This window comes from Bradyrhizobium sp. AUGA SZCCT0105 (assembly GCF_018129565.1).
Classification (GTDB): domain Bacteria; phylum Pseudomonadota; class Alphaproteobacteria; order Rhizobiales; family Xanthobacteraceae; genus Bradyrhizobium.
Genome location: NZ_JAFCMK010000001.1, coordinates 1844463 through 1864151 on the forward strand (window position 1 = coordinate 1844463; position 19689 = coordinate 1864151).

At 66.0% G+C, this 19689-nt stretch carries 20 protein-coding genes and 1 riboswitch; of the genes, 12 read left to right on the forward strand and 8 right to left on the reverse strand.

The features are described from left to right. Nucleotides 1–10: 10 nt before the first annotated feature. Entirely contained in the window at nucleotides 11–937 is a 927-nt protein-coding gene (locus tag JQ573_RS08315) for a LysR family transcriptional regulator (protein WP_212310914.1), read from the reverse strand. Nucleotides 938–1050: 113 nt separating this feature from the next. Between JQ573_RS08315 and JQ573_RS08320 the strand changes: the two genes are divergently transcribed. The 5 genes from JQ573_RS08320 to JQ573_RS08340 are packed head-to-tail and all read left to right on the forward strand — an operon-like array spanning nucleotide 1051 to nucleotide 6248. After that, the gene (locus JQ573_RS08320) at nucleotides 1051–2307 is read left to right on the forward strand and encodes a CaiB/BaiF CoA-transferase family protein (RefSeq protein ID WP_212310913.1); all 1257 of its coding nucleotides are present in this window, start codon (nucleotides 1051–1053) and stop codon (nucleotides 2305–2307) included. Between the two features lie 54 nt (nucleotides 2308–2361). Next, on the forward strand, nucleotides 2362–3585 hold the full coding sequence (locus tag JQ573_RS08325; protein WP_212310912.1) for an ABC transporter substrate-binding protein: 1224 nt from the start codon (nucleotides 2362–2364) through the stop codon (nucleotides 3583–3585). Nucleotides 3586–3604: 19 nt separating this feature from the next. Next, nucleotides 3605–4222 carry a DsbA family protein gene (locus JQ573_RS08330; RefSeq protein WP_158231186.1) on the forward strand — a complete coding sequence of 206 codons (618 nt, stop codon included), beginning with the start codon at nucleotides 3605–3607 and terminating at the stop codon, nucleotides 4220–4222. Nucleotides 4223–4240: 18 nt separating this feature from the next. Then, a complete protein-coding gene (locus JQ573_RS08335) occupies nucleotides 4241–4975 on the forward strand; it encodes a glutathione S-transferase N-terminal domain-containing protein (RefSeq protein WP_212310911.1) in 735 nt (244 codons plus the stop codon). Nucleotide 4976: 1 nt separating this feature from the next. Next, nucleotides 4977–6248 carry a CaiB/BaiF CoA-transferase family protein gene (locus JQ573_RS08340; protein WP_212310910.1) on the forward strand — a complete coding sequence of 424 codons (1272 nt, stop codon included), beginning with the start codon at nucleotides 4977–4979 and terminating at the stop codon, nucleotides 6246–6248. A gap of 25 nt (nucleotides 6249–6273) precedes the next feature. Here the strand turns inward: JQ573_RS08340 and JQ573_RS08345 are convergent, their stop codons facing one another. The 5 genes from JQ573_RS08345 to cobU are packed head-to-tail and all read right to left on the reverse strand — an operon-like array spanning nucleotide 6274 to nucleotide 8721. Continuing rightward, nucleotides 6274–7011, reverse strand: a complete 738-nt coding sequence (locus JQ573_RS08345) for a CbtA family protein (RefSeq protein ID WP_212310909.1) — start codon at nucleotides 7009–7011, stop codon at nucleotides 6274–6276. 10 nt (nucleotides 7012–7021) lie between these two features. Then, nucleotides 7022–7201: a CbtB-domain containing protein gene (locus JQ573_RS08350; RefSeq protein ID WP_212311646.1), complete on the reverse strand. Its 180-nt coding sequence runs from the start codon at nucleotides 7199–7201 to the stop codon at nucleotides 7022–7024. A gap of 29 nt (nucleotides 7202–7230) precedes the next feature. After that, a complete protein-coding gene (locus JQ573_RS08355) occupies nucleotides 7231–7575 on the reverse strand; it encodes a hypothetical protein (RefSeq protein WP_212310908.1) in 345 nt (114 codons plus the stop codon). Continuing rightward, nucleotides 7553–8185 (reverse strand): 5,6-dimethylbenzimidazole synthase, encoded by a 633-nt coding sequence (gene bluB, locus JQ573_RS08360; RefSeq protein WP_212311645.1) that lies wholly within the window; start codon nucleotides 8183–8185, stop codon nucleotides 7553–7555. The genes JQ573_RS08355 and bluB overlap by 23 nt, the downstream gene beginning before the upstream one ends. Before the next feature lie 32 nt (nucleotides 8186–8217). After that, a complete protein-coding gene (cobU, locus tag JQ573_RS08365) occupies nucleotides 8218–8721 on the reverse strand; it encodes a bifunctional adenosylcobinamide kinase/adenosylcobinamide-phosphate guanylyltransferase (protein ID WP_212310907.1) in 504 nt (167 codons plus the stop codon). A 150-nt stretch (nucleotides 8722–8871) separates the two neighbouring features. On the opposite strand from cobU, the gene cbiB reads away from it, so the two are divergent. Together cbiB and cobD are read left to right on the forward strand one after the other, a co-directional pair. Further along, nucleotides 8872–9813, forward strand: a complete 942-nt coding sequence (gene cbiB, locus JQ573_RS08370) for an adenosylcobinamide-phosphate synthase CbiB (protein WP_312011380.1) — start codon at nucleotides 8872–8874, stop codon at nucleotides 9811–9813. Nucleotides 9814–9824: 11 nt separating this feature from the next. After that, nucleotides 9825–10790, forward strand: a complete 966-nt coding sequence (gene cobD / locus JQ573_RS08375) for a threonine-phosphate decarboxylase CobD (RefSeq protein ID WP_212310906.1) — start codon at nucleotides 9825–9827, stop codon at nucleotides 10788–10790. Here cobD and JQ573_RS08380 read toward each other — a convergent pair. Both JQ573_RS08380 and cobO read right to left on the reverse strand, forming a co-directional pair. Then, the gene (locus JQ573_RS08380; protein ID WP_212310905.1) at nucleotides 10787–12235 is read right to left on the reverse strand and encodes a cobyric acid synthase; all 1449 of its coding nucleotides are present in this window, start codon (nucleotides 12233–12235) and stop codon (nucleotides 10787–10789) included. The two genes, cobD and JQ573_RS08380, sit on opposite strands and share 4 nt — an antisense overlap. Nucleotides 12236–12246: 11 nt before the next feature. Further along, entirely contained in the window at nucleotides 12247–12900 is a 654-nt protein-coding gene (cobO, locus tag JQ573_RS08385) for a cob(I)yrinic acid a,c-diamide adenosyltransferase (protein WP_212310904.1), read from the reverse strand. A 36-nt stretch (nucleotides 12901–12936) separates the two neighbouring features. Beyond that, a riboswitch (cobalamin riboswitch) is annotated at nucleotides 12937–13153 on the forward strand. Nucleotides 13154–13245: 92 nt separating this feature from the next. On the opposite strand from cobO, the gene JQ573_RS08390 reads away from it, so the two are divergent. From JQ573_RS08390 to JQ573_RS08410, 5 genes are read left to right on the forward strand one after another with little or no spacing between them, the layout of a single operon-like run. After that, entirely contained in the window at nucleotides 13246–13620 is a 375-nt protein-coding gene (locus JQ573_RS08390) for a DUF1636 domain-containing protein (protein WP_212310903.1), read from the forward strand. After that, complete coding sequence (cobW, locus tag JQ573_RS08395) at nucleotides 13617–14651, forward strand: cobalamin biosynthesis protein CobW (protein ID WP_212310902.1); 1035 nt, start codon at nucleotides 13617–13619, stop codon at nucleotides 14649–14651. The genes JQ573_RS08390 and cobW overlap by 4 nt, the downstream gene beginning before the upstream one ends. After that, nucleotides 14651–17899, forward strand: coding sequence for a cobaltochelatase subunit CobN (gene cobN, locus JQ573_RS08400; RefSeq protein WP_212310901.1), 3249 nt, complete (start codon nucleotides 14651–14653; stop codon nucleotides 17897–17899). The genes cobW and cobN overlap by 1 nt, the downstream gene beginning before the upstream one ends. Further along, nucleotides 17896–19059, forward strand: a complete 1164-nt coding sequence (gene cobG, locus JQ573_RS08405; RefSeq protein ID WP_212310900.1) for a precorrin-3B synthase — start codon at nucleotides 17896–17898, stop codon at nucleotides 19057–19059. Before cobN ends, cobG begins: the two co-directional genes overlap by 4 nt. Then, on the forward strand, nucleotides 19059–19688 hold the full coding sequence (locus JQ573_RS08410) for a precorrin-8X methylmutase (protein WP_212310899.1): 630 nt from the start codon (nucleotides 19059–19061) through the stop codon (nucleotides 19686–19688). The genes cobG and JQ573_RS08410 overlap by 1 nt, the downstream gene beginning before the upstream one ends. Nucleotide 19689 lies beyond the last annotated feature (1 nt).

Genomic DNA, 19689 nt, shown 5'->3' on the forward strand with positions numbered 1-19689 from the left:
GAGTCTTGGGTTATCGCCGTGATGCGCTCAGGAACAGCGGCCGGAAGATATCCAGAAATCCGGTCGCGGCCGGCGTCAGTGGGCGGTTCTTCAGCCGCAGGATCCCGATCTTGCGAACCAGCGGCGGCGACACCAGCCGCCTGACGATCACGCCGCGCGGCGCCCGCGGCGGCACCGCCGAGGCCGGAACGATCGAGATGCCGACATTGGCTGCGACGAAATCGTAGAGCGTGCCGAACTGCTCGACGATGGTGCTGTGATTGAGCACGATGCCGCTTGCGGTCGCGGCGCTGTCGATCTGCTTGCGCAGGCCCGAGCCGGTCGGAAGCGAGACGAAGGTTTCGTTGCGCAGTTCGCGGAGGCTCAGCGTGCTGTTGTTTCGCAGCGGATGGCGCGAGGGCAGGATCGCGAAGCAGGACTCCTGCACCGCGTCGTCGCTGACCACCTCCTGGCCGAGTGCGGTGACGTTGCCGACGCCGAAGTCGGCGAGGCCGCTGCGCACATCTTCATAGACCTCGCTGCCGAGGCCCTCGCGCAGGTGGATTTCGACGCCGGGATGCGCCTTCCTGTATTTCAGCACGGCCTCCGGCACCACGTGGTGCGTGAGTGACAACAGGCAGGAGATGATCAGGCGTCCCTTGATCTGCTCGCCGAGTGCGCGGGCGTTGTCGACCTGGGCGCCGAGATCGGCGAGCAGGCGCTGCGTCGATGCCGTGAATTCGCGGCCCGGCGCGGTCAGGATGACGTTGCGCGTCGATCTGAGGAACAGCGAAACGCCGAGCTGCCGTTCGAGCTGCAGCACCAGACGGCTCACCGCCGACTGCGTCATGCCGAGGTCGGCGGCGGCCGCGGTGAAGCTGCCATACACCGCGACCGAGTTGGCGGCGCGAAGATGTTTGAGGCTGACCTCGAACCGGCGTGGGCGTCGCTCGCGCATCATTCATTCCATTTTCGCATCAATAATCCGGATCGGAAAATATTTGACCTATATGCCCGCCGCGTCAACGATGAAGACAGCCACAGAGCAGCAAGCGGGAAGGGAAATTGCGGATGACGGCGAGCCTGACGATGACGAGGCAAGGCGCGCTGCACGGTGTCCGCGTACTCGATCTCACGCGGTTCTATTCAGGTCCGTTCGCGACCTTGATGCTGGCGGGTTTCGGCGCCGAGGTCATTCGCATCGATACCCCGGAGCAGGGCGATCCTACCATGACCGGCCCGCCGTTCCTCGGCAAGGACGGCGTCTCGCTCGACCGCAAGCATGACAGCGATCTCGGTCTCGCCTATCTGAAGCGCTGCCGCGACAAGAAGTCGATCACGCTGAACATGCGCACGGCGGAGGGCATGGAGCTGTTCCATGCGCTGCTGCGCAAGTCGGACATCCTGGTCGAGAATCTGCGTCCCGGTGCGGCCGAGCGGCTCGGGATCGACTACGAGGCAAACCGCCAGGTCAATCCCGCGATCGTGCATTGCGCGCTGACCGGCTACGGCTCGACCGGCGCCGACCGGCGTCTCAAGGCGTACGATTTGATGATCCAGGCAGCATCCGGCCTGATGTCGATCACCGGTGCGCCGGATGGCAGCCCCAGCAAGGCCGGCACCGCGCTCGCGGATGGCATCACGGGCGCCTTTGCCGTCTCCGGCATCCTCGCCGCGCTGACCGAGCAGCGCGTGTCGGGACGAGGCCAGTTCGTCGATGTCGCGATGGCTGACTGCCTGTTGTCGCTGGTGCTCGACGAGCCCTTGGATTGCTACCCGCAGATGGGGATGGCGCCACGGCAGGGCAATCGCATCATGCGGTTCTCGCCGTTCAACACCTATGCCACGCGCGACGGTGCGATCGCGCTCGGCGCCGCCACGAATGAGGACTGGCTGGCGCTGCTCGGTGTGATGGACCGGCTCGACCTCGCCGCGGACGCGAAGTTCATGAACACCGGCTGGCGCGTCGCCAACAACACGATCGTCGATGCGATCGTCAGCGAATGGACGCTGGGCCGCACCACGCTCGAGGCGATCGAGGCGCTCAATCGCGGCGATGTCGCCGCGAGCCAGATACGCGACATCGACGACATCCTCGCCTGGGAGCATCTCGGCGCGCGCGACATGCTGCAGCCGGTCGTGCATCCGACCGAGCCGCTGGAGCAGCGCGTCATTGGCGCCGGGTTTCCGATCAAGATGGGACGGACGCACAAGGGATACACCGCGCCGGCGCCGACGCCCGGGCAGAACAATCAGGAGATCTATGGCGGGCTGCTCGGCCTCTCCGGGCAGCGGATCGACGATCTGACGTCCAGGCGGATCATCTGAGAGCAAGAAGGCCGGCACATGCATGCCGGCCCAAGCGGGAGCGTCGAGATAGTCATGGCGAAGAAACGAACACCCACAGCTGCAGCGATCGCGTTGCTGGTCGGCGGCGCGATGCTGACGCCGGTTCGGGCGGCGGATGTGCAGCCGGTCAGGATCGGCGTGCTCACCGATATGTCGGGGATGTACCGCGACATCATGGGGCCGGGCTCGGTGCTCGCTGCCAGGATGGCGGTCGAGGATTTCGGCGGCAAGGTGCTGGATCGTCCGATCGAGGTGATCTCCGGCGATCACCAGGCGAAAGCCGATGTCGGCGCGGCGATCGCCCGCAACTGGTTCGACAATGGCGGTGCAGACGTCGTCGTCGATGTCGCGCAATCCGCCGTGGCGCTCGCCGTGCAGGAGCTGGCGCGGACGCGCAACAAGATCGTCATCCACGGCGTGACCGGAAGCCCCGCAATCACCCAGCAGGCCTGCGCGGCGACCGCTTTCTCGTGGTCGCTCAACGCCTACGCCATCTCGGCGCCGCTGCCGAAGCCGCTGATCGAGCGCGGGCTCGATACGTTCTTCTTTCTCTCGGCCGACTATTCCTTCGGCAAGGCGATGGAGGATGCCGCGGCGGGCGCGATCAAGGCGGCCGGAGGCAAGGTGCTGGGCTCGGTGCGCTTCCCGCAGAACAATCCCGACTTCAGCTCGTTCCTGCTGCAGGCGGTGGCGTCAAAGGCCAAGGTGATCTGGCTGATCTCGGCGGCGGAGGACACCACCAACGCCCTGAAGCAGGCCAAGGAGTTCGGCCTCGCCGAGGGCGGGCAGCACATCGTGGTGCCCCTGACCTACATCACCAATGTGCACGCGCTCGGCATTGCCAATGTGCAGGGCCTCACCTTTGCGACCCCGTTCTACTGGGACCGCACCGACAAGACGCGCGCGTGGTCGGAGCGCTTCTTCAGGCAGCACCACGCAATGCCGACCATGGACCAGGCCGCGGTCTATTCGGGAACGCTGCATTATCTGCAGGCCGTCGCTGCCGCCAGGACCCTGGACGGCCTGAAGGTCGCCGACGAGATCCGGAAGCTGCCGGTCAACGACATGTATGTCGAGAACGGTTTTGTGCGCGCCGACGGCTGGCTGATGCATCCGTTCTACATGGCGAGCATCAAGGCCCCCGGCGAGGTCAAGAAGCCCTGGGACTACTACACCATCGAGAAGGTCATTCCGGCATCCGAGGCGGCGCAGCCGTTGTCGGAGAGCCAATGCCCGCTCGTCGCTCAATCGCAATGACATCGGCAAAGGAGAGACAATGTCCCGCGAAGTTCTCAAGATGTATTCGGACTACAAGAGCCCCTATGCCTGGCTGGCATTCGATCCGGTGTTCGAGCTGGAAAAGAAGTTCGACATCAAGGTGCAGTGGCGGCCGTTCCAGCTCCGGATCAAGGGCTCCGGCCAGCGCAGCGTCTATTCGGAATACAAGGTCAAGTATTCCTACATGGATGCCCGGCGGTCCGCGAACGAGCGCGGCGACAAGAAGATCATCCGCGGCCCGCTGAAGATATTCGACACCGCCCCGGCGCTGATCGGCGGGCTGTTCGCGGAGAAGCAGGGGCGGCTGATCGAATACAGCCGCCTGGTCTACGAGCTGTTCTTCCGCCGCGAGCTCGCGGTCGACGAGGTCGATGCGGTGGAGCGCTTCATCGAGTCGCTCGGGATGTCCGGCGCTGAATTCCGCAGCTATTTCGAAGGTGACGGCCGGCGCGAATATGAGGAGGCTCAGCAGGAGAGCCAGGGCGATCATATCTTCGGCGTGCCGATCTGCGTCTTTCGCGGCGAGCAGTTCTGGGGCAACGACCGTGTGCCGATGCTCGAGCGGCGGCTGCAGGAGGCCGGACTGTCGCTGTCGCGCGAAAAGCAGCTGGCCTGAGCTGTGCCGGAGGCTCCGATGATCGATCTTCATTTCGCGCCGACGCCGAATGGCTGGAAGGTCTCGATCATGCTCGAGGAATGCGAGCTGCCGTACACCGTCGTGCCGGTCAACATCACGCGCGGCGACCAGTTCAAGCCCGAATTCCGCAAGCTCAATCCCAATGGGCGGATCCCTGTCATCGTCGACAGGGACCCGCCCGGCGGAGGCGAGCCGCTGACGATCTTCGAGTCGGGAGCGATCTTGCTTTACCTCGCGGAGAAGACCGGCAGGTTCGCTCCGCGTGATCTGCATGGCCGCACCCGCGTGCAGCAATGGCTGATGTGGCAGATGAGCGCGCTCGGGCCGATGCTGGGTCAGAACGGGCACTTCTCGCTCTATGCGCCGAGCAGGATTCCCTATGCGGTCGAGCGCTATGGCAACGAGGCGCGCCGTCTCTACGGCGTGCTCAACGATCGGCTGGGCAAGAGCAGCCACGTGGCGGGCGACGACTATTCGATCGCCGACATCGGCTGCTTTCCATGGGTGATGACTCACAAGGCACAGGGCTTCACGCTCGACGATGTCCCGCACGTCAGGCGCTGGTTCGCCGAGCTTCGTGGACGGCCGCTGCTCCAGAAGGGGCTGGCGGTCGGGCGGCGCGCGGTGCGCAAGACGCTCGACGCGCAGGCCCGCAGCAATCTGTTTGGAACGAGGCCGGCGGGCGGAAACGCGCCCGCCGAAACTCTTCAGTCACAACAACTGGACAATTGAGATGACCCTGCGTCCGAAAATGCTGACCGGTTATCGCGTGCTCGATATCACCCAGTTCGTCGCAGGCCCGACCTGCACGCGTCTGCTGGCCGAAGCCGGCGCCGACGTGATCAAGATCGAGCTCGCGCCGTTCGGCGACCGGTCGCGCTTCCAGGGCCTGAAGCCGCGGGATCCCGCGTACAAGAACACCTCGCAGAGCACGTATTTCTTCCAGCAGAACCATTCGAAGCGCAGCCTCGCGCTCGATTTCAAGCATGAGAAGAGCCGCCAGATCCTGACCCGGCTCGCCGCCAAGGCCGACGTTCTGGTGGAGAATTTTACGCCCGGCGTGATGGAGCGCGCCGGACTTGGTTATGAGACGCTCAGGAAAATCAATCCGCGGCTGATCATGTGCTCGATCTCTTTCGCGGGACAAACCGGACCGCTGAGCGATAAGCCCGGCTTCGACTATATCGCCCAGGCCTTCGCTGGCATCACCGGCGTGATCGGCGATCCCGACGGGAAGCCGGCGCAAGTGCCGGTGGCGATCGGGGATGCCTCGACCGGCGTTGCCGCAGCGATGGCCATAGGCTTTGCGCTGCTGCACCGCGAGCGGACCGGAGAGGGACAGTTCATCGAATCGACGCTGCTGGACACCTACTTTCACATGCACGAGGCCAACGTGCCGAAGGTCTCGCTGCGCGGGGATAGCTTCGTGCCGCAGCGGGAGGGCTCGCTGCATCCGAATGGCGGTCCAGTCGGGGTGTTCGATTGCGGCCGAGGTGAGTTTCTCGTGATCTGCGCGCTGGCGCATCAATGGCCGCAAATGGTTCGCGCGCTGGGGCGGCCGGAGCTCGAGAAGGATCCGCGGTTCGAGTCCGCGCGCGCCCGTGCCGACAACAGGGTGCTGGTGGGGGAGATCGTCGAAGCCTGGCTCAAGACGTTTCCGTCGCGCGATGCGGCGATCGCCGCGCTGGAGCAGGAGCGGATACCCTGCGCGCCGGTGCTGACACTGAATGACGCCATGGCCCAGCCGCATCTGATCGAGCGCGGTACGGTCCGCCATGTCAGCGATCCCCGGATCGGCCAATTTGCGATCCCGGGCGTGCCGATGCGCTTCTCGGAATGGCCGCAGCGCACCGAGCTGAGGGCCGACCTGCTCGGTGAACACAATGAGGAGATCCTGGGCGAACTCGGGCTGTCCGGGCAGGAGATCGACCAGCTCTATGCCGAGAAAGTGCTGGTGCAGGACAGGGAGCTGCGGGCCGGCAAGCCGCTCAGGCAGGCGAGCTGAGCGGCCACGATATCAGGCAGGGGCGTTACGCCGACGCGGGCTGGTCGAAATAGGCGAACGCGGCGCTGGTCAGGCCGCCGAGCAGCGACCAGAACACCAGGCTGGTCAGCGTGACCGCGACCACGAACTGATGCGACAATGACGAGGGCACGCTGGTCTCGACATGCTCCAGCTCGGGCGCGCCGATCAGATGCGGCAGCATGATCAAGACCACGCCGGCGATCGCGGCCGGCATCGAACGCCGGAAAACGATCAGCCCAAGGCCGGCGGATGTCGCCAGCACCGCCGTCACCCACCAAATCTGACGTGACAACAGTGGTGCGGTGGGGACCCCCGGTAGTTCAGGCGGCAGCCCAAGGCCCGGCGCAATCGTGAAGACGGCAAAGCCTGCGAGGCCCCACATCAAGCCTTCGTGCCACGAGATCGGCTCGCCGGTCGCGCCGCTGCGCACCGAAAAGAAGCCGCAAAGCAGCAGCGCAAAGCCGATCGCGGTCAGGATGTTCGCTCCCGCGGTATAGAGATTGCGCTCCAGGCCGTCGCGCGGCTCCCACGCCTCGGCGCCGTGATCATGTTCCGCATGATCGTGGACGAGGATGGCCTGCGCTGGCGCGGCGGCTTCGTGCTTGTGCTCGGCCGCCTTCTCATAGACCTCGGCCTTGAGGATCAGCGGAACGGTGCCGAACTGCTGGGCCGCAGTGACGATCAGGCCAACGATGAATCCGGCAATGACCGAGGAGAAGACGATCGAGCGAAACGTGCTCATGCCGACGAGATCAGTGGCAGGGGAAAGCGTTGGAATGGCGCACATCGTGCGCGGCGTTGTGGATCACGTCGATGTGCGAGAAGCCGACCACGCCGACGATGAACAGGCCGAGCGTCATCGCCATCAGGGACTGGGCAAGCCGTCCGACCCGTCCGGTCGCGACCGGCAGATGCGTGACCTGGGATTGCATGACCTGGGTTTGCGCGGCCGGGGACTGGCTCATGGTCGTTCTCCACATTCGATTTGGTCGGCTTCTAGCAGCTTTCGAGCGATGTCGCGACTGGTAAGATGCAGATTTGTTCCAAGAGGGATGCGCTTGCGCAGGATCTTGGAGCGCGCCGCGGCCCTGAACGCGTCTTCAAACCGTGCGAAATAACCGATGCAGCCGTCCGGCGTCGGGTCGGCGCCAAGCAATGTTCGAAACGCGCCCCGATGTACCGCACAGATGGCGCCGTGCTCCGGGAGCGGAAAAACCAGGGAGGCGATGTCGGCGCGCCAGTGGGCAGCGCTGTTCGAGGCGCCGCTGCCGGTCGGAGATTGGTCAGCGCCGGATGGTGAATTCATCCGGACCTCGCCGCGATTCCCACTTGGCCTGCTCGAGCTCTGGACGGTCGCATTCCGCCTGGGGGTAACCGATACAGAGGTAGCCGATGAATTTCCACGTATCGGGTATTTCCAGAATCTCGTGAACGCGGCCTGGAGTGAAGATCGAGACCCAGCCGAGCCCGATGCCTTCCGCGCGCGCAGCCAGCCACATCGAGCAGATCGCAGCCACCACGGAATATTCTGTCGTCTCCGGCATCGTCGCGCGGCCGAGACCGGAGCCGATCTGGTCGCTCTTCTCGGCGAACACGGCGAGATGGCCGGGCGCCTCTTCAAGGCCTGAAAGTTTCAATGCGGCATATTTGGCTGCACGCTCACCGGAATAGGAACGCAGCGCGTCGGCGTTGCAGGTCTTGAAGTCCTCGATGACAGCGCGGCGCCGCGCCGCATCGTCGACAATGACGAACCGCCAGGGCTGGCTCAACCCGACCGAAGGCGAGAGGCAGGCGATCTCGATCAGCCGCTCGATCGTACCATCAGGCAGCGGCTCGGACCGGAAGCGGCGCACGTCGCGCCGCCACACAAAAAGTTCGTGCAGTTGCCGGCGAAACGCATCGTCGAACGAGACCATCGCGGGGCCGTTGGCGGGATCGGTCGGGTTGCTCATTTCAGCTTCATCGGCAGGCCCGAAACGACGAATTCGACCTCGTCCGCCGCACCGGCAATGCTCTGGTTCATGAGTCCTGCGGCGTCGCGGAAAGTCCGCGCCAGTGCGTTGTCGGGCACGATGCCGAGGCCAACCTCATTGGTGACCATGATGACCGGGCTGTGCTGGCGCGCCAGCGCGTCCGCCAGCCGCGCAACTTCCTGCGACCAATCGCGCTCCGCATGCAGCAGGTTGGACAGCCACAGCGTCAGGCAATCGACCAGCCTTGCGCCGCCGCCATCGGTCTCGGCCAGCGCCTCCACGAGATCGAGCGGCACCTCGCGCTCGATCCAGTCGCTGCCGCGGCGCGCACGATGCTTGGCGATGCGCTCATCCATTTCCGAGTCGAGCGCCTCGGCGGTCGCAACATAGACCGGTTGACCTGGAAAGCTGCGCGCGCGCAGTTCGGCGCGGCGGCTTTTTCCGGACCGGGCTCCACCGGTGATCAGAATGACGGCCATATGGACTCCTGTCGCGAACCGGTATCCGCCTCGCCTCGAAAACGCTCTAACCACCAATCGCGGTAAAAGACAAAGCCGAAATCCGCCCCGGAGGGCTTGCACTCGGCCGACGTCTTGCGCATCAGGGGGATCGCGGTTGAGGAGAGGTGCGTGGGTTTTGCGGGAGCGATGGCGGTGGCGATGGCTGTGGACGCCTTGATCGGCTGGCCGGCTTGGCTGTTTGCCCGCATCGGCCATCCCGTGACCTGGCTCGGCCGGCTGATCCATCTCGTCGATACCGCCTGGAACCGGGCCTCCGATCCGCCGGCGTTTCGGCGCATCGCCGGTGTCGCGGCGGCCATCCTGGTGATCGCGCTGGCGACGGCGCTGGGTTGGGCGGTTCAGTCCACGCTCGCATCCGGATGGGTCCGCGTCGTCCTCGTCGGTGTGCTGGCGTGGCCGCTGGTGGCGCTGCGCTCGCTGCATGATCATGTCGCCGCGGTGGCACATCCGCTTGCGTCCGGCGACATCGCGGCCGCGCGTTCGGCGGTCGCGCAGATTGTCGGTCGTGATCCCGCAACGCTCGACGACGCCGGCATCGCGCGCGCGACCATCGAGAGCCTTGCCGAGAATGCATCCGACGGCATCGTGGCGCCGGTGTTCTGGGGTGCTCTGTTCGGCCTGCCGGGAATCCTTGGCTACAAGGCAATCAACACGCTGGACTCGATGATCGGCCATCGCACCGAGCGGCACGAGGCGTTCGGCTGGGCCGCCGCCCGGATCGACGATCTCGCCAATCTGATTCCGGCGCGGCTGACCGGCTTGCTGTTCGTGCTGCTTGCCCCGCGCTTCTCGCGGGCGTGGTCCTGCATGTTGCGCGATGCGCGCCGCCATCGCTCGCCGAATGCCGGCTGGCCGGAAGCTGCGATGGCCGGCGCGCTCGGTGTGCGGCTCAGCGGGCCCCGCATCTATCACGGCAGCATCGCGAACGAGCCCTGGCTGAACGAGGGGGCGCGCGATCCGGCTGCCGCTGATGTCCTCACCGGGCTGAAGCTCTATCGTTACGCCATGATGCTGCTGGCCGCGGCGTTCGTGGCCCTGGCGCTGGCGTGAAGGAGCGGCGCATGCGTGAGCACGGCGGAAATCTCGACGTCGCCCAGCAGCGCTTCGGCGGCGCCGCGGAAGACTGGATCGACCTGTCGACGGGGATCAATCGGGTGCCGTATCCTGGCGTCGATGTCGAGCCGCGCCAATGGGGCGCGTTGCCGTCGCGATCCGAAATCGAGTCGCTGCACAACGCCGCGCGGCAGGCCTACGGGACCGACGCGCCGATCGCGTCGATGGGCGGGGCGCAGGCCGCGATTCAGTTGCTGCCGCATCTGGCGCCGCGCGGGCGAGCCCGGATTCTTGCGCCCACCTACAATGAGTATGCGGGGATATTGTCGGCCGCCGGTTGGGACGTTGCCGAGGTGTTCGATCTTGCGGCGCTCGCAGGCGCTGATCTTGCCGTCGTCGTCAATCCGAACAACCCTGATGGACGGCGTCACGATCGGCGCGAACTGCTTGCGCTGCTGCCGCGCGTTGGCCGGGTCGTGATTGACGAGAGTTTTGCGGACGCGGTACCTGACCTGTCGCTTGCAGGAGCGGCCGGACAGCCGGGGCTCCTGATCCTGCGCTCATTCGGCAAGTTCTACGGACTTGCGGGTCTGCGGCTCGGCTTCGCGATCGGCAGCGAGCCGGATATCGCTGCGCTTGCGGCGATGGCGGGGCCATGGCCGGTTTCGGGGGCCGCGATCGCAATCGGGCGGCGCGCCTTGCTCGATCGCGACTGGGCAAAGGCGACGATTGCCCGGCTCGCGGATGATTGCCGCAGGCTCGATACGGCGGCGCGATCGCAGGGCTGGACGCTGCTCGGCGGCACGCCGCTGTTCCGTCTCTTCGACACCGGCGACGCGTTGGCCGCGCAGGAGAAGCTTGCCCGCGCGCAGATCTGGTCGCGGGTTTTCCAGCAAAAGCCGGGATGGCTGCGCTTGGGCTTGCCGGGCAGCGAGACCGACTGGTCACGCCTTTCTGCCGCACTATCCGCTTAGCGCGCCAGCGCGAGCAGGCCCTCGACATCAAGATGGGTCTCGATGTGCTCGGCAAGCGCGTCGAGCGCGCTCTCGACCCTGGCGCCGTACGGCTGATCCGCAACGGGGATATCGAGCTGCGCAAGAAACGCCTTGCGAAATCCGTCCGAGGCGAACAGGCCGTGCAGATAGCTGCCGTGAACGCGCCCATCGCTCGACATGGCACCTTCCGGCGCGCCGTCAAGCGATGCAAATGGCCGTGCGCGATCCGGCCCGTCGGTGCGCCCGATGTGGATTTCGTAGGCGCTGATCGGTTGATGGGTCGCAGCGTGCACCGCGTTGACGCGGGTCAGCGTCTTCTGTTCGGTCATGGTCGTCGTGACATCGAGCAGCCCGAGGCCAGGCGTTTCGCCGGCGAGCCCCTCGATCCCGTCAGGATCGGCGACGCTTTGCCCAAGCATCTGGTATCCGCCGCACAGGCCGAGGATGTGGCCGCCGCGGCGATGATGCGCCAGCAGGTCGATGTCCCAGCCTTGCGCACGCAGGAAGGCAAGATCGCCGCGGGTCGATTTCGAGCCGGGCAGGATGACGAGCTTCGCGTCGCCCGGAATGGCTTCACCCGGCCGCACCATCACGAGATCGACGCCGGGTTCGAGCTTCAGCGGATCGAGGTCGTCGAAGTTAGCGATCCGCGACAGCGCCAGAAACGCGATCTTGCACTGGCCGGGCTTGCGCGCCTCGCCGAGCCCGAGCGCATCTTCGGCAGGTAACTCACCGGCGCGAGCGAACCAGGGCAGCACGCCGAAGCCGCGCCACGCGGTCCGGGCTTCGATCAGGCGGTAGCCGTCGTCGAACAGCGTCGGATCGCCGCGGAACTTGTTGATGACAAAGCCCTGGATCATCGCAGTATCATCAGGATCGATCACAGCCTGGATGCCGACGAGCTGCGCGATCACGCCGCCGCGATCGATGTCGCCGACCAAGACTACGGGCACGTCGGCCCTGCGCGCAAAGCCCATATTGGCGATGTCTGACTTGCGCAGATTGACCTCGGCAGGACTGCCGGCGCCTTCGACCAGCACCAGGTCGGCGCGCGCCTTCAGGCGCCCAAAGCTCTCCAGCACCGCGCCCATCAGCGATGGCTTCATGGCGGCATATTCGCGCGCGCGTGCGGTCGCGATCCGCTTGCCGTGCACGATGACCTGCGCGCCGACGTCGGTCTCCGGCTTCAGCAGCACCGGGTTCATGTCGGTGTGCGGCTCGACGCCGGCGGCAAGCGCCTGCAAGGCTTGCGCGCGGCCGATCTCGCCGCCGTCGACGGTCACGGCGGCGTTGTTGGACATGTTCTGCGGCTTGAACGGGAGCACGCGCAGGCCGCGCCGTCTTGCGGCACGCGCAAGGCCGGCGACGATGAGCGACTTGCCCACGTCCGAGCCGGCTCCCTGGATCATCAATGCGCGCGCCATGGTGATGTCTGTCAGAACTCGACGCCCGGCTGGGCCTTGATGCCGGACCGGAAGGGGTGCTTGACCAACGTCATCTCGGTGACGAGATCGGCGATCTCGATCAATTCGTCCTTAGCGTTGCGCCCGGTGAGCACGACATGCGTCATCGGCGGCTTCGACGTGGTCAGGAAATCGACGACATCGGCGATCGCCAGATAGTCATACCGAAGCGCGATGTTGATCTCGTCGAGCACGACCATCCGCAGGCTCGGATCCGCGATCAGCTGCTTGGCCTTTTCCCAGCCGGCTTGCGCTGCCGCGATGTCGCGGGCGCGATCCTGCGTCTCCCAGGTAAAACCTTCGCCCATCGCATGGAATTGACAGAGATCGCCGAAATGCCCGGTGAGCAGGCGGCGCTCGCCGGTATCCCAGGCGCCCTTGATGAATTGCACCACGGCGCAGGGAAAGCCGTGCGCCACGCAGCGCACGATCATGCCGAAGGCGGAGGAGGATTTTCCTTTGCCGGCGCCGGTATGAACGATGATCAAGCCCTTTTCACCGCTCTTGGTCGCCATGATCTTGTCGCGGGCGACCTTCTTTTTCGCCATTTTGGCCGCGTGGCGCGCATCCAATGAAGGGTCGGTGCCGACGTCGCGATCTTCAGCGTCGTTTCCATCAGAAATCATCACGTTCCTTCGGCTTGACAAGTGCGAGGCTAGGCCGAATGGTGACCCCGCGTTGGTTCCTGTCCTACGACAGGCGAAGAGGGAATGCGATAGGGCTCAGACCGCTGGGTTTGCCCAAAGCGCAGCCGCCCCCGCGACCGTGACCGGAGAGATGCCCAAGCCACTGATTCCCTGATGGAGTCGGGAAGGTGGGCATCAAGGGAGAAATCCTACTCCGCAAGCCGGGAGACCTGCCGACGCGATGTGTTTGAGACCGGCGGACGGGGTGTTCCGCGACGGGGAACGAGCCTGTTCACGTCAGGTTCGTGTGCCTCATCGCTTCCCGCAGTCAATCCAGGAAGGGCGATGAGCGTTACACTTCATGTCTGTATCACGTGCCGCGCCGGCCAGACGCTCGCCGAAGGCGAGCTCGCGCCCGGTGCGCGCCTGCATGCCGCGCTTGTTGAGGCCGGTGTGCCCGATGACGTCAATCTGGTTCCGGTCGAATGCCTGTCGGCCTGCAGCCAGGGCTGCTCGGTCGCGCTCAGCGCGCCGGGGCGGTGGTCCTATGTGTACGGCCGCCTGTCCGCTGATCATGCCAAGGATGTGATCGCCGGCGCCTCTGCCTATGCCGCGGCGCCTGACGGCATCGTGCCGTGGCGCAGCCGTCCCGAAATCTTCCGCAAGCAATCGCTTGCCCGCATCCCACCCATCGCCATCGTGCCGGAGGCCGCAGAATGATGACGCTCGCCAAGGTTCCGGTCACCGTCGTGACCGGCTTTCTCGGGTCCGGCAAGACGACGCTGATCCAGCATCTGATCCGGAATGCCAACGGCAAGAAGCTCGCGGTGCTGGTGAACGAATTCGGCAGCGAGGGCGTCGACGGCGACATCCTGAAGTCGTGTGCGGACGCCAATTGCCCGACCGAGAATATTGTCGAGCTCGCCAATGGTTGCATCTGCTGCACTGTCGCCGACGATTTTATCCCGGCGATGGAGCAGTTGCTCGCGCGCCCTGTGAGACCCGATCATATCGTGATCGAGACATCCGGCCTCGCGCTGCCGAAGCCGTTGCTGAAGGCGTTCGACTGGCCGGAGATCCGCTCGCGGATCACGGTCGACGGCGTGATCGCGCTGGCCGATGCGGAGGCCGTTGCCGCGGGTCGCTTTGCGCCTGACCCGGCCGCGGTGGATGCGCAGCGCGCGGCAGATGAGAATCTCGACCACGAGACGCCGCTGTCCGAAGTGTTCGAGGACCAGATCGCCTGCGCCGATATCGTATTGCTGACCAAGGCCGATCTCGCCGGAGCCGAGGGGATCAAAGCGGCCAAGGCGCTGATCTCGGCCGAGATGCCGCGCGAGGTGCCGATGTTGCCCATCGTCGACGGCGCGATCGACGCCCGCGTGATCCTGGGCCTCGAAGCTGCGGCAGAGGACGACCTCGCGTCGCGGCCGTCCCACCATGACGGTGAGGACGAACACGAGCACAACGACTTCAATTCCGTGGTGATCGATCTTCCGGAGATCGCGGATGTCGATGCGCTGATCGCGTCGATCAAGGGGCTGGCGCGCGAGCAGAACGTGCTGCGCGCCAAGGGCTACATCGCGGTCGAAGGCAAGCCGATGCGGTTGCTGGTGCAATCGGTCGGCGAGCGGGTCAGGCATCAGTTCGACATGCCCTGGGGCGCGCGGGCGCGGCAGTCAAAGCTCGTCGTGATCGGCGAACACGGCGACATCGACGAAGCCGCGATCAGGGCGCGACTAGGTGTCTGATGCACGTCGTCTTCCACGAGAGCCGCGGCCTTGAGGAGACCGCGACGCCAAGGGACCTCGGCCAGGATCCGGCCGATCTCGTGGTGTTGTCGTTTTCCGACAGCGATCTCGCCGCGTTCGCGGCCGGCTGGCGGCGGGGTCGCGCCGCGTTGCCGTCGCTGCGGCTCGCCAATCTTGCGGAGCTGCGCCACCCGCTGTCGGTCGATACCTATATCGAGCGGACGCTGTCGCAGGCGCGCGGCATCCTGGTGCGGCTGATCGGCGGCGAACCCTATTGGTCATACGGGGTGGCCGCGGTGCATCGTTTGGCGAAGGAACGCGGCATCGCTCTGGTGGTGCTGCCGGCGGATGGCCGCGACGATCTGCGGCTGGATGAATTCTCGACCCTGCCGGTCTCGACGCTGCGCCGTCTGAAGGTGCTGTGCGACAAGGGCGGCCCCGTTGCCGCGCAGGCCGTGATCGCGCAACTGGCGCTGGCGTCCGGCCTTTATGCCGGGCCGGTCGTCGGCGAGATCGATCTTCCCGAGATCGGCGTCTACGATTCGCGGCACGGTGCCGTCATGGCACTGCCGGCATCGGATGGCCGGCCGCTTATGCTGGTGACTTTTTATCGCTCCTATCTGGCGGCGGGCGACACGGCGCCGGTCGATGCGCTGATCGAGGCCTTGCGCGAAAAGGGATTCGATGCCCACGGCGTGTTCGTCACCTCGTTGAAGGCGGCGGGCGTGGCCGACTGGCTGCGCGCTCAGTTCGCGCAATGCTCGCCGGCCGCCATCGTCAATGTAACCGCGTTCTCTGCGGCGGGTGACGACGGCACAACGCCGTTCGATGCCGCATCGTGCCCGGTGTTCCAGGTCGCTCTGTCGACGGCGCGGCGGGAGGATTGGGCCTTGTCGCTGCGCGGTCTGTCGCCCGGCGATCTCGCGATGCATGTGGTGCTGCCGGAGGTCGACGGTCGCCTGTTCACGGGCGTTGTGAGCTTCAAATCGCCCGGTGAGCGCGATCCCGATCTGCAATTCGCGCATCTTGCGCATCGGCCGGATGCCGAGCGCGTCGCCGCGGTCGCCGCGCGTGTGGCAGCCTGGCATCGGCTTGCCGGCAAGCGCGCCGGAGACAAACAGCTTGCGGTCGTGCTCTCGAACTATCCCGGTCGTCCGCATCAGATTGCGCATGCCGTCGGCCTCGATGCGCTTGCCTCGGTGGAGACGTTGCTGGCCGATCTTGCGACTGCGGGCTTTGATCTCGCGCCGGTGGAGTCGCTGGGGGGCGTACTGCTGCACCGGAAGCTGACATGGGACGTGGCCGAATATCGCGCGGCGATCTTGAACTTTCCGCAGCAGCTCCAGGATGATCTTGCGCGCGTATGGGGCGAGCCGGAGGATGACACCGACTGCCGTGACGGCGCATTTCATTTCTCGGCGATCCAGAGCGGTAAGTCGATCATCGCGGTTCAGCCGGAACGTGGTGATGTCGGTCAACGCGATGCCGACTATCACGATCTCTCGCGCACGCCGCGCCATGCCTATGTCGCGTTCTATCTCTGGCTCAGGCAGCAGGACATCGATGTCGTCGTTCACATGGGCGCGCATGGAACGCTGGAGTGGCTGCCCGGCAAGTCGGTTGCGCTGTCATCCGCATGCTGGCCGGAAGCGCTGATCGGCGATCTGCCCGTTGTCTATCCCTTCATCGTCAATGACCCCGGCGAGGCGGCGCAGGCCAAGCGCCGGATCGGTGCCATGACGATCGGCCATCTGCCGCCACCGCTGGCGCAGGCGGCGGTGCCGGAGGGCTTGCGCAGGCTCGAGCGGTTGCTCGATGAATATTCGACTGCGGACGGCCTCGATCCGGCGCGGCGGCAGCGCCTGATCGCTGCGATCCGCGAAGAAGCGCGCACCGCCGGGCTGGAGGACGATCTCGGTCTCGCGGCGTCGGTCTCGGCGGCCGAAGCCATTCCGCAGATCGATCGTTTCGTCTGCGATCTCAAGGAAAGCCAGTTCGGCGACGGCCTGCATGTGTTCGGGCAGGGTGCCTGCGGCGAGGCGGAGAGGGCAGCGTTGCGCGATGCGCTCGCGGGCCGGCGTGTTGCGCCGGGACCGTCGGGCTCACCCTATCGCGGGCGAAGCGACGTGCTGCCGACCGGACGCAATCTGTTTGCAGTCGATCCGCGCGCGGTGCCGACGCCGTCGGCGCATGCGCAGGGCGTGAAGCTCGCCGAAGAGCTGCTGCGCCGTCACTTGCAGGATCACGGCGACTGGCCGAAAGGGCTGGTCGTCGATCTCTGGGGATCGTCGACGATGCGCACCGCCGGCGAGGACTTTGCGATGGCGCTGCATCTCGCCGGCATCGCGCCGCGCTGGGATCATGGATCGTGCCGGGTGTCGGGCTACGTCATCATCGCACCGGCAGAGCTTGGCCGTCCGCGGATCGACGTGACGCTGCGCGTGTCGGGGCTGTTCCGCGACGTCTTCTCGGGGCTTGCGCAGTTGTTCGAAGCTGCGACCGAGGCGTTGTCCGAACGCAGCGAGGAGAGCGACGAGAATCCTTACCGGCAGCGCGTCTCGCGCGTGTTCGGGCCTCGTCCCGGACACTATGGCGCCGGCATCGCGTCTGTCCCGGACGTCTTCACGGAGGAGGCGCGCGACGCGGCCGGCGAAGCCTGGCTGTCGGCATCGTCCTGGGCCATCGCATCCGATGGCGAGATACGGCTCGACCGCGCCGGCATCGAGGCACGGCTCGCCTCTGCCGACAGCTTCGTCCACACCCAGGACTTGCCGGAGACCGATTTGCTGCTGGCGGCGGACTATGCCGCGCATGAGGCAGGCATCGCCGCAGCGGCGCGGCGGCTTGGTACAAAAGCCCCGTCGCTCTATCACCTTGATGCGACCCGGCCGGATCAGCCGCATGCGCGGTCGTTGACCGAGGAAATCTCGCTTGTGGTGCGGGCGCGCGCCGCCAATCCCGCGTGGATCGCGGGCATGATGCGCCATGGCTTCCGTGGTGCTGCCGAAATTGCGGCGACGCTGGAGCACATGGCGGCGTTCGCGCACCTCGCCGGCGTAGTGCCGCCGCATCTGTTCGATCTCTATTACGAGGCGACGCTCGGCAATGACGACGTCCGCGCCTTCATGGCGCGCGAGAATCCGGCTGCGCTTTCTGCGATCGAAACCTGCTTCACCCGGCTGCACGACGCGTCGCTCTGGCAGACGCGGCGCAATTCGATCGCGGCGGCGCTGCAGGAGGCCTCATGAGCGCCGTCGCGATCAAGGGTTGGTGTCCCGGCGCGCTGCGGCCGATGCTATCAGGCGATGGCCTCGTGGTGCGCATCCGCCCGCGCGGCGGGCGGCTGGACGCGTCGCAGGCGACGGGAATTGCTGAGCTCGCTGCGCGATACGGCAACGGCCTGATCGATCTGACCAGCCGCGCCAATCTCCAGATCCGCGGCGTCGGCGATGAGGGTTATCCGGCGTTGATCGACGGACTCGCCGAGCTCGGGTTGCTGGACGCGGATTCAGATACCGAGGCGCAGCGCAACGTTCTGGTGACGCCGTTCTGGGCTGCCGATGACGACACGCCTTCGCTCGCGGCCGAGCTTGAGCGGGCGCTCGCCAGCGCGCAGCTCGATCTTCCGACCAAGTTCGGTTTCGCGATCGATGATGGCAGCGAGCGGGTGCTGGGCGGCGCGTCGGCGGATATCAGGATCGAGCGCGATCGCAATGGCGGACCGCTGGTGCGTGCCGATGGCGCACGGTACGGTCGCTCTGTCTCGCGCAGAGAGGCGGTGGATATCGCGCTCGCGATGGCCGAATGGTTTGTCACCTCCGGCGGAGCCAAAGCTGAGAAACGACGGATGGCGTCTCATCTGGCCGGCGGCGCGAGCCTTCCCGAATTGCTTCGCGGCGACGCCGAGCCAGTGACTCGATCGGCAGCCGCTGTGCCCGGCCTCTATTCGACTGGCGCGATGGTCGGCTTGGCCTTCGGGCAATTGCCGCACCAGATGCTCAGCCATCTCGCCGGATCCGCACAGGCTCTTCGCATGACGCCGTGGCGGATGGTGCTGGCGGAGGGGATGCATGGGATGCCCCGTGGCGCGGATCTCGTCACTGATCCCAATGATCCGGCGCTCCGCGTGATCGCTTGCAGCGGCGCGCCGCGCTGTCGTGAGGCGCATGCCGACACGCGTGCATTGGCATCGGCGCTGGCATCGTTTGTCCCGGCGGATGCCCGGCTTCACGTGTCCGGCTGCGCCAAGGGCTGTGCCCATTCCGGTTCGGCTGACGTCACCCTGGTTGCGTCACGCGAGGGCTTTGAGCTCATCCGCGACGGCACCACGCGGGATGCGCCGGTCATGCGAGGTCTGACCCGTTCGGACCTCGTCGCAAATCCCTCCGCGCTGATGGGAGGCCATTGATGCCGCACATCTATGAGACCGATGGCGCGGCGATCTATCGGCAGTCATTTGCGACGATCCGGTCGGAGGCCGACCTTGCCCGTTTCACGCCCGACGAGGAGCCGGTGGTCGTGCGCATGATCCATGCCGCGGGGATGGTAGGCCTGGAAGCGCATGTCCGCTTCACGCCCGGCATGGCTGCGCGCGCACGGATAGCCCTGCAGGAGGGCGCGCCGATTCTCTGCGATGCGCGGATGGTGTCGGAGGGTATCACGCGCGCACGGCTGCCGGCCGGCAACGCCGTGATCTGCACGCTCGGCGGTCCCAAGGTTCCCGAACTCGCACAGTCGATGCGCAATACGCGCTCGGCGGCGGCGCTCGAGCTGTGGCGGCCGCATCTGGCCGGTGCGATCGTCGCGATCGGCAACGCGCCGACGGCGCTGTTCCATCTGCTCAACATGCTGGAGGATGCCGAGTGTCCGCGGCCGGCGGCGATCATCGGCTGTCCGGTCGGCTTCGTCGGTGCGGCCGAGTCGAAGGCGGCATTGATGGCCAAGCCGCCGGTGCCGGCGCTGACGGTCGAGGGGCGTCTCGGTGGCTCGGCGATCACGGTCGCCGCCGTCAATGCGCTGGCGAGCCGGAGCGAATAGC

What these genes read in the sequence shown, in the direction of transcription:
- JQ573_RS08320 (WP_212310913.1), top strand. Translation starts at nt 1,051, where the DNA reads ATGACGGCGAGCCTGACGATGACGAGGCAAGGCGCGCTGCACGGTGTC.
- JQ573_RS08350 (WP_212311646.1), bottom strand. Translation starts at nt 7,201, where the DNA reads ATGCAATCCCAGGTCACGCATCTGCCGGTCGCGACCGGACGGGTCGGA.
- cobW (WP_212310902.1), top strand. Translation starts at nt 13,617, where the DNA reads ATGATGACGCTCGCCAAGGTTCCGGTCACCGTCGTGACCGGCTTTCTC.
- cobN (WP_212310901.1), top strand. Translation starts at nt 14,651, where the DNA reads ATGCACGTCGTCTTCCACGAGAGCCGCGGCCTTGAGGAGACCGCGACG.
- JQ573_RS08345 (WP_212310909.1), bottom strand. Translation starts at nt 7,011, where the DNA reads ATGAGCACGTTTCGCTCGATCGTCTTCTCCTCGGTCATTGCCGGATTC.
- JQ573_RS08380 (WP_212310905.1), bottom strand. Translation starts at nt 12,235, where the DNA reads ATGGCGCGCGCATTGATGATCCAGGGAGCCGGCTCGGACGTGGGCAAG.
- JQ573_RS08340 (WP_212310910.1), top strand. Translation starts at nt 4,977, where the DNA reads ATGACCCTGCGTCCGAAAATGCTGACCGGTTATCGCGTGCTCGATATC.
- JQ573_RS08390 (WP_212310903.1), top strand. Translation starts at nt 13,246, where the DNA reads ATGAGCGTTACACTTCATGTCTGTATCACGTGCCGCGCCGGCCAGACG.
- JQ573_RS08335 (WP_212310911.1), top strand. Translation starts at nt 4,241, where the DNA reads ATGATCGATCTTCATTTCGCGCCGACGCCGAATGGCTGGAAGGTCTCG.
- cobD (WP_212310906.1), top strand. Translation starts at nt 9,825, where the DNA reads ATGCGTGAGCACGGCGGAAATCTCGACGTCGCCCAGCAGCGCTTCGGC.
- JQ573_RS08355 (WP_212310908.1), bottom strand. Translation starts at nt 7,575, where the DNA reads ATGAATTCACCATCCGGCGCTGACCAATCTCCGACCGGCAGCGGCGCC.
- cobU (WP_212310907.1), bottom strand. Translation starts at nt 8,721, where the DNA reads ATGGCCGTCATTCTGATCACCGGTGGAGCCCGGTCCGGAAAAAGCCGC.
- cobG (WP_212310900.1), top strand. Translation starts at nt 17,896, where the DNA reads ATGAGCGCCGTCGCGATCAAGGGTTGGTGTCCCGGCGCGCTGCGGCCG.
- JQ573_RS08325 (WP_212310912.1), top strand. Translation starts at nt 2,362, where the DNA reads ATGGCGAAGAAACGAACACCCACAGCTGCAGCGATCGCGTTGCTGGTC.
- bluB (WP_212311645.1), bottom strand. Translation starts at nt 8,185, where the DNA reads ATGGTCTCGTTCGACGATGCGTTTCGCCGGCAACTGCACGAACTTTTT.
- JQ573_RS08315 (WP_212310914.1), bottom strand. Translation starts at nt 937, where the DNA reads ATGCGCGAGCGACGCCCACGCCGGTTCGAGGTCAGCCTCAAACATCTT.
- cobO (WP_212310904.1), bottom strand. Translation starts at nt 12,900, where the DNA reads ATGATTTCTGATGGAAACGACGCTGAAGATCGCGACGTCGGCACCGAC.
- JQ573_RS08410 (WP_212310899.1), top strand. Translation starts at nt 19,059, where the DNA reads ATGCCGCACATCTATGAGACCGATGGCGCGGCGATCTATCGGCAGTCA.
- JQ573_RS08330 (WP_158231186.1), top strand. Translation starts at nt 3,605, where the DNA reads ATGTCCCGCGAAGTTCTCAAGATGTATTCGGACTACAAGAGCCCCTAT.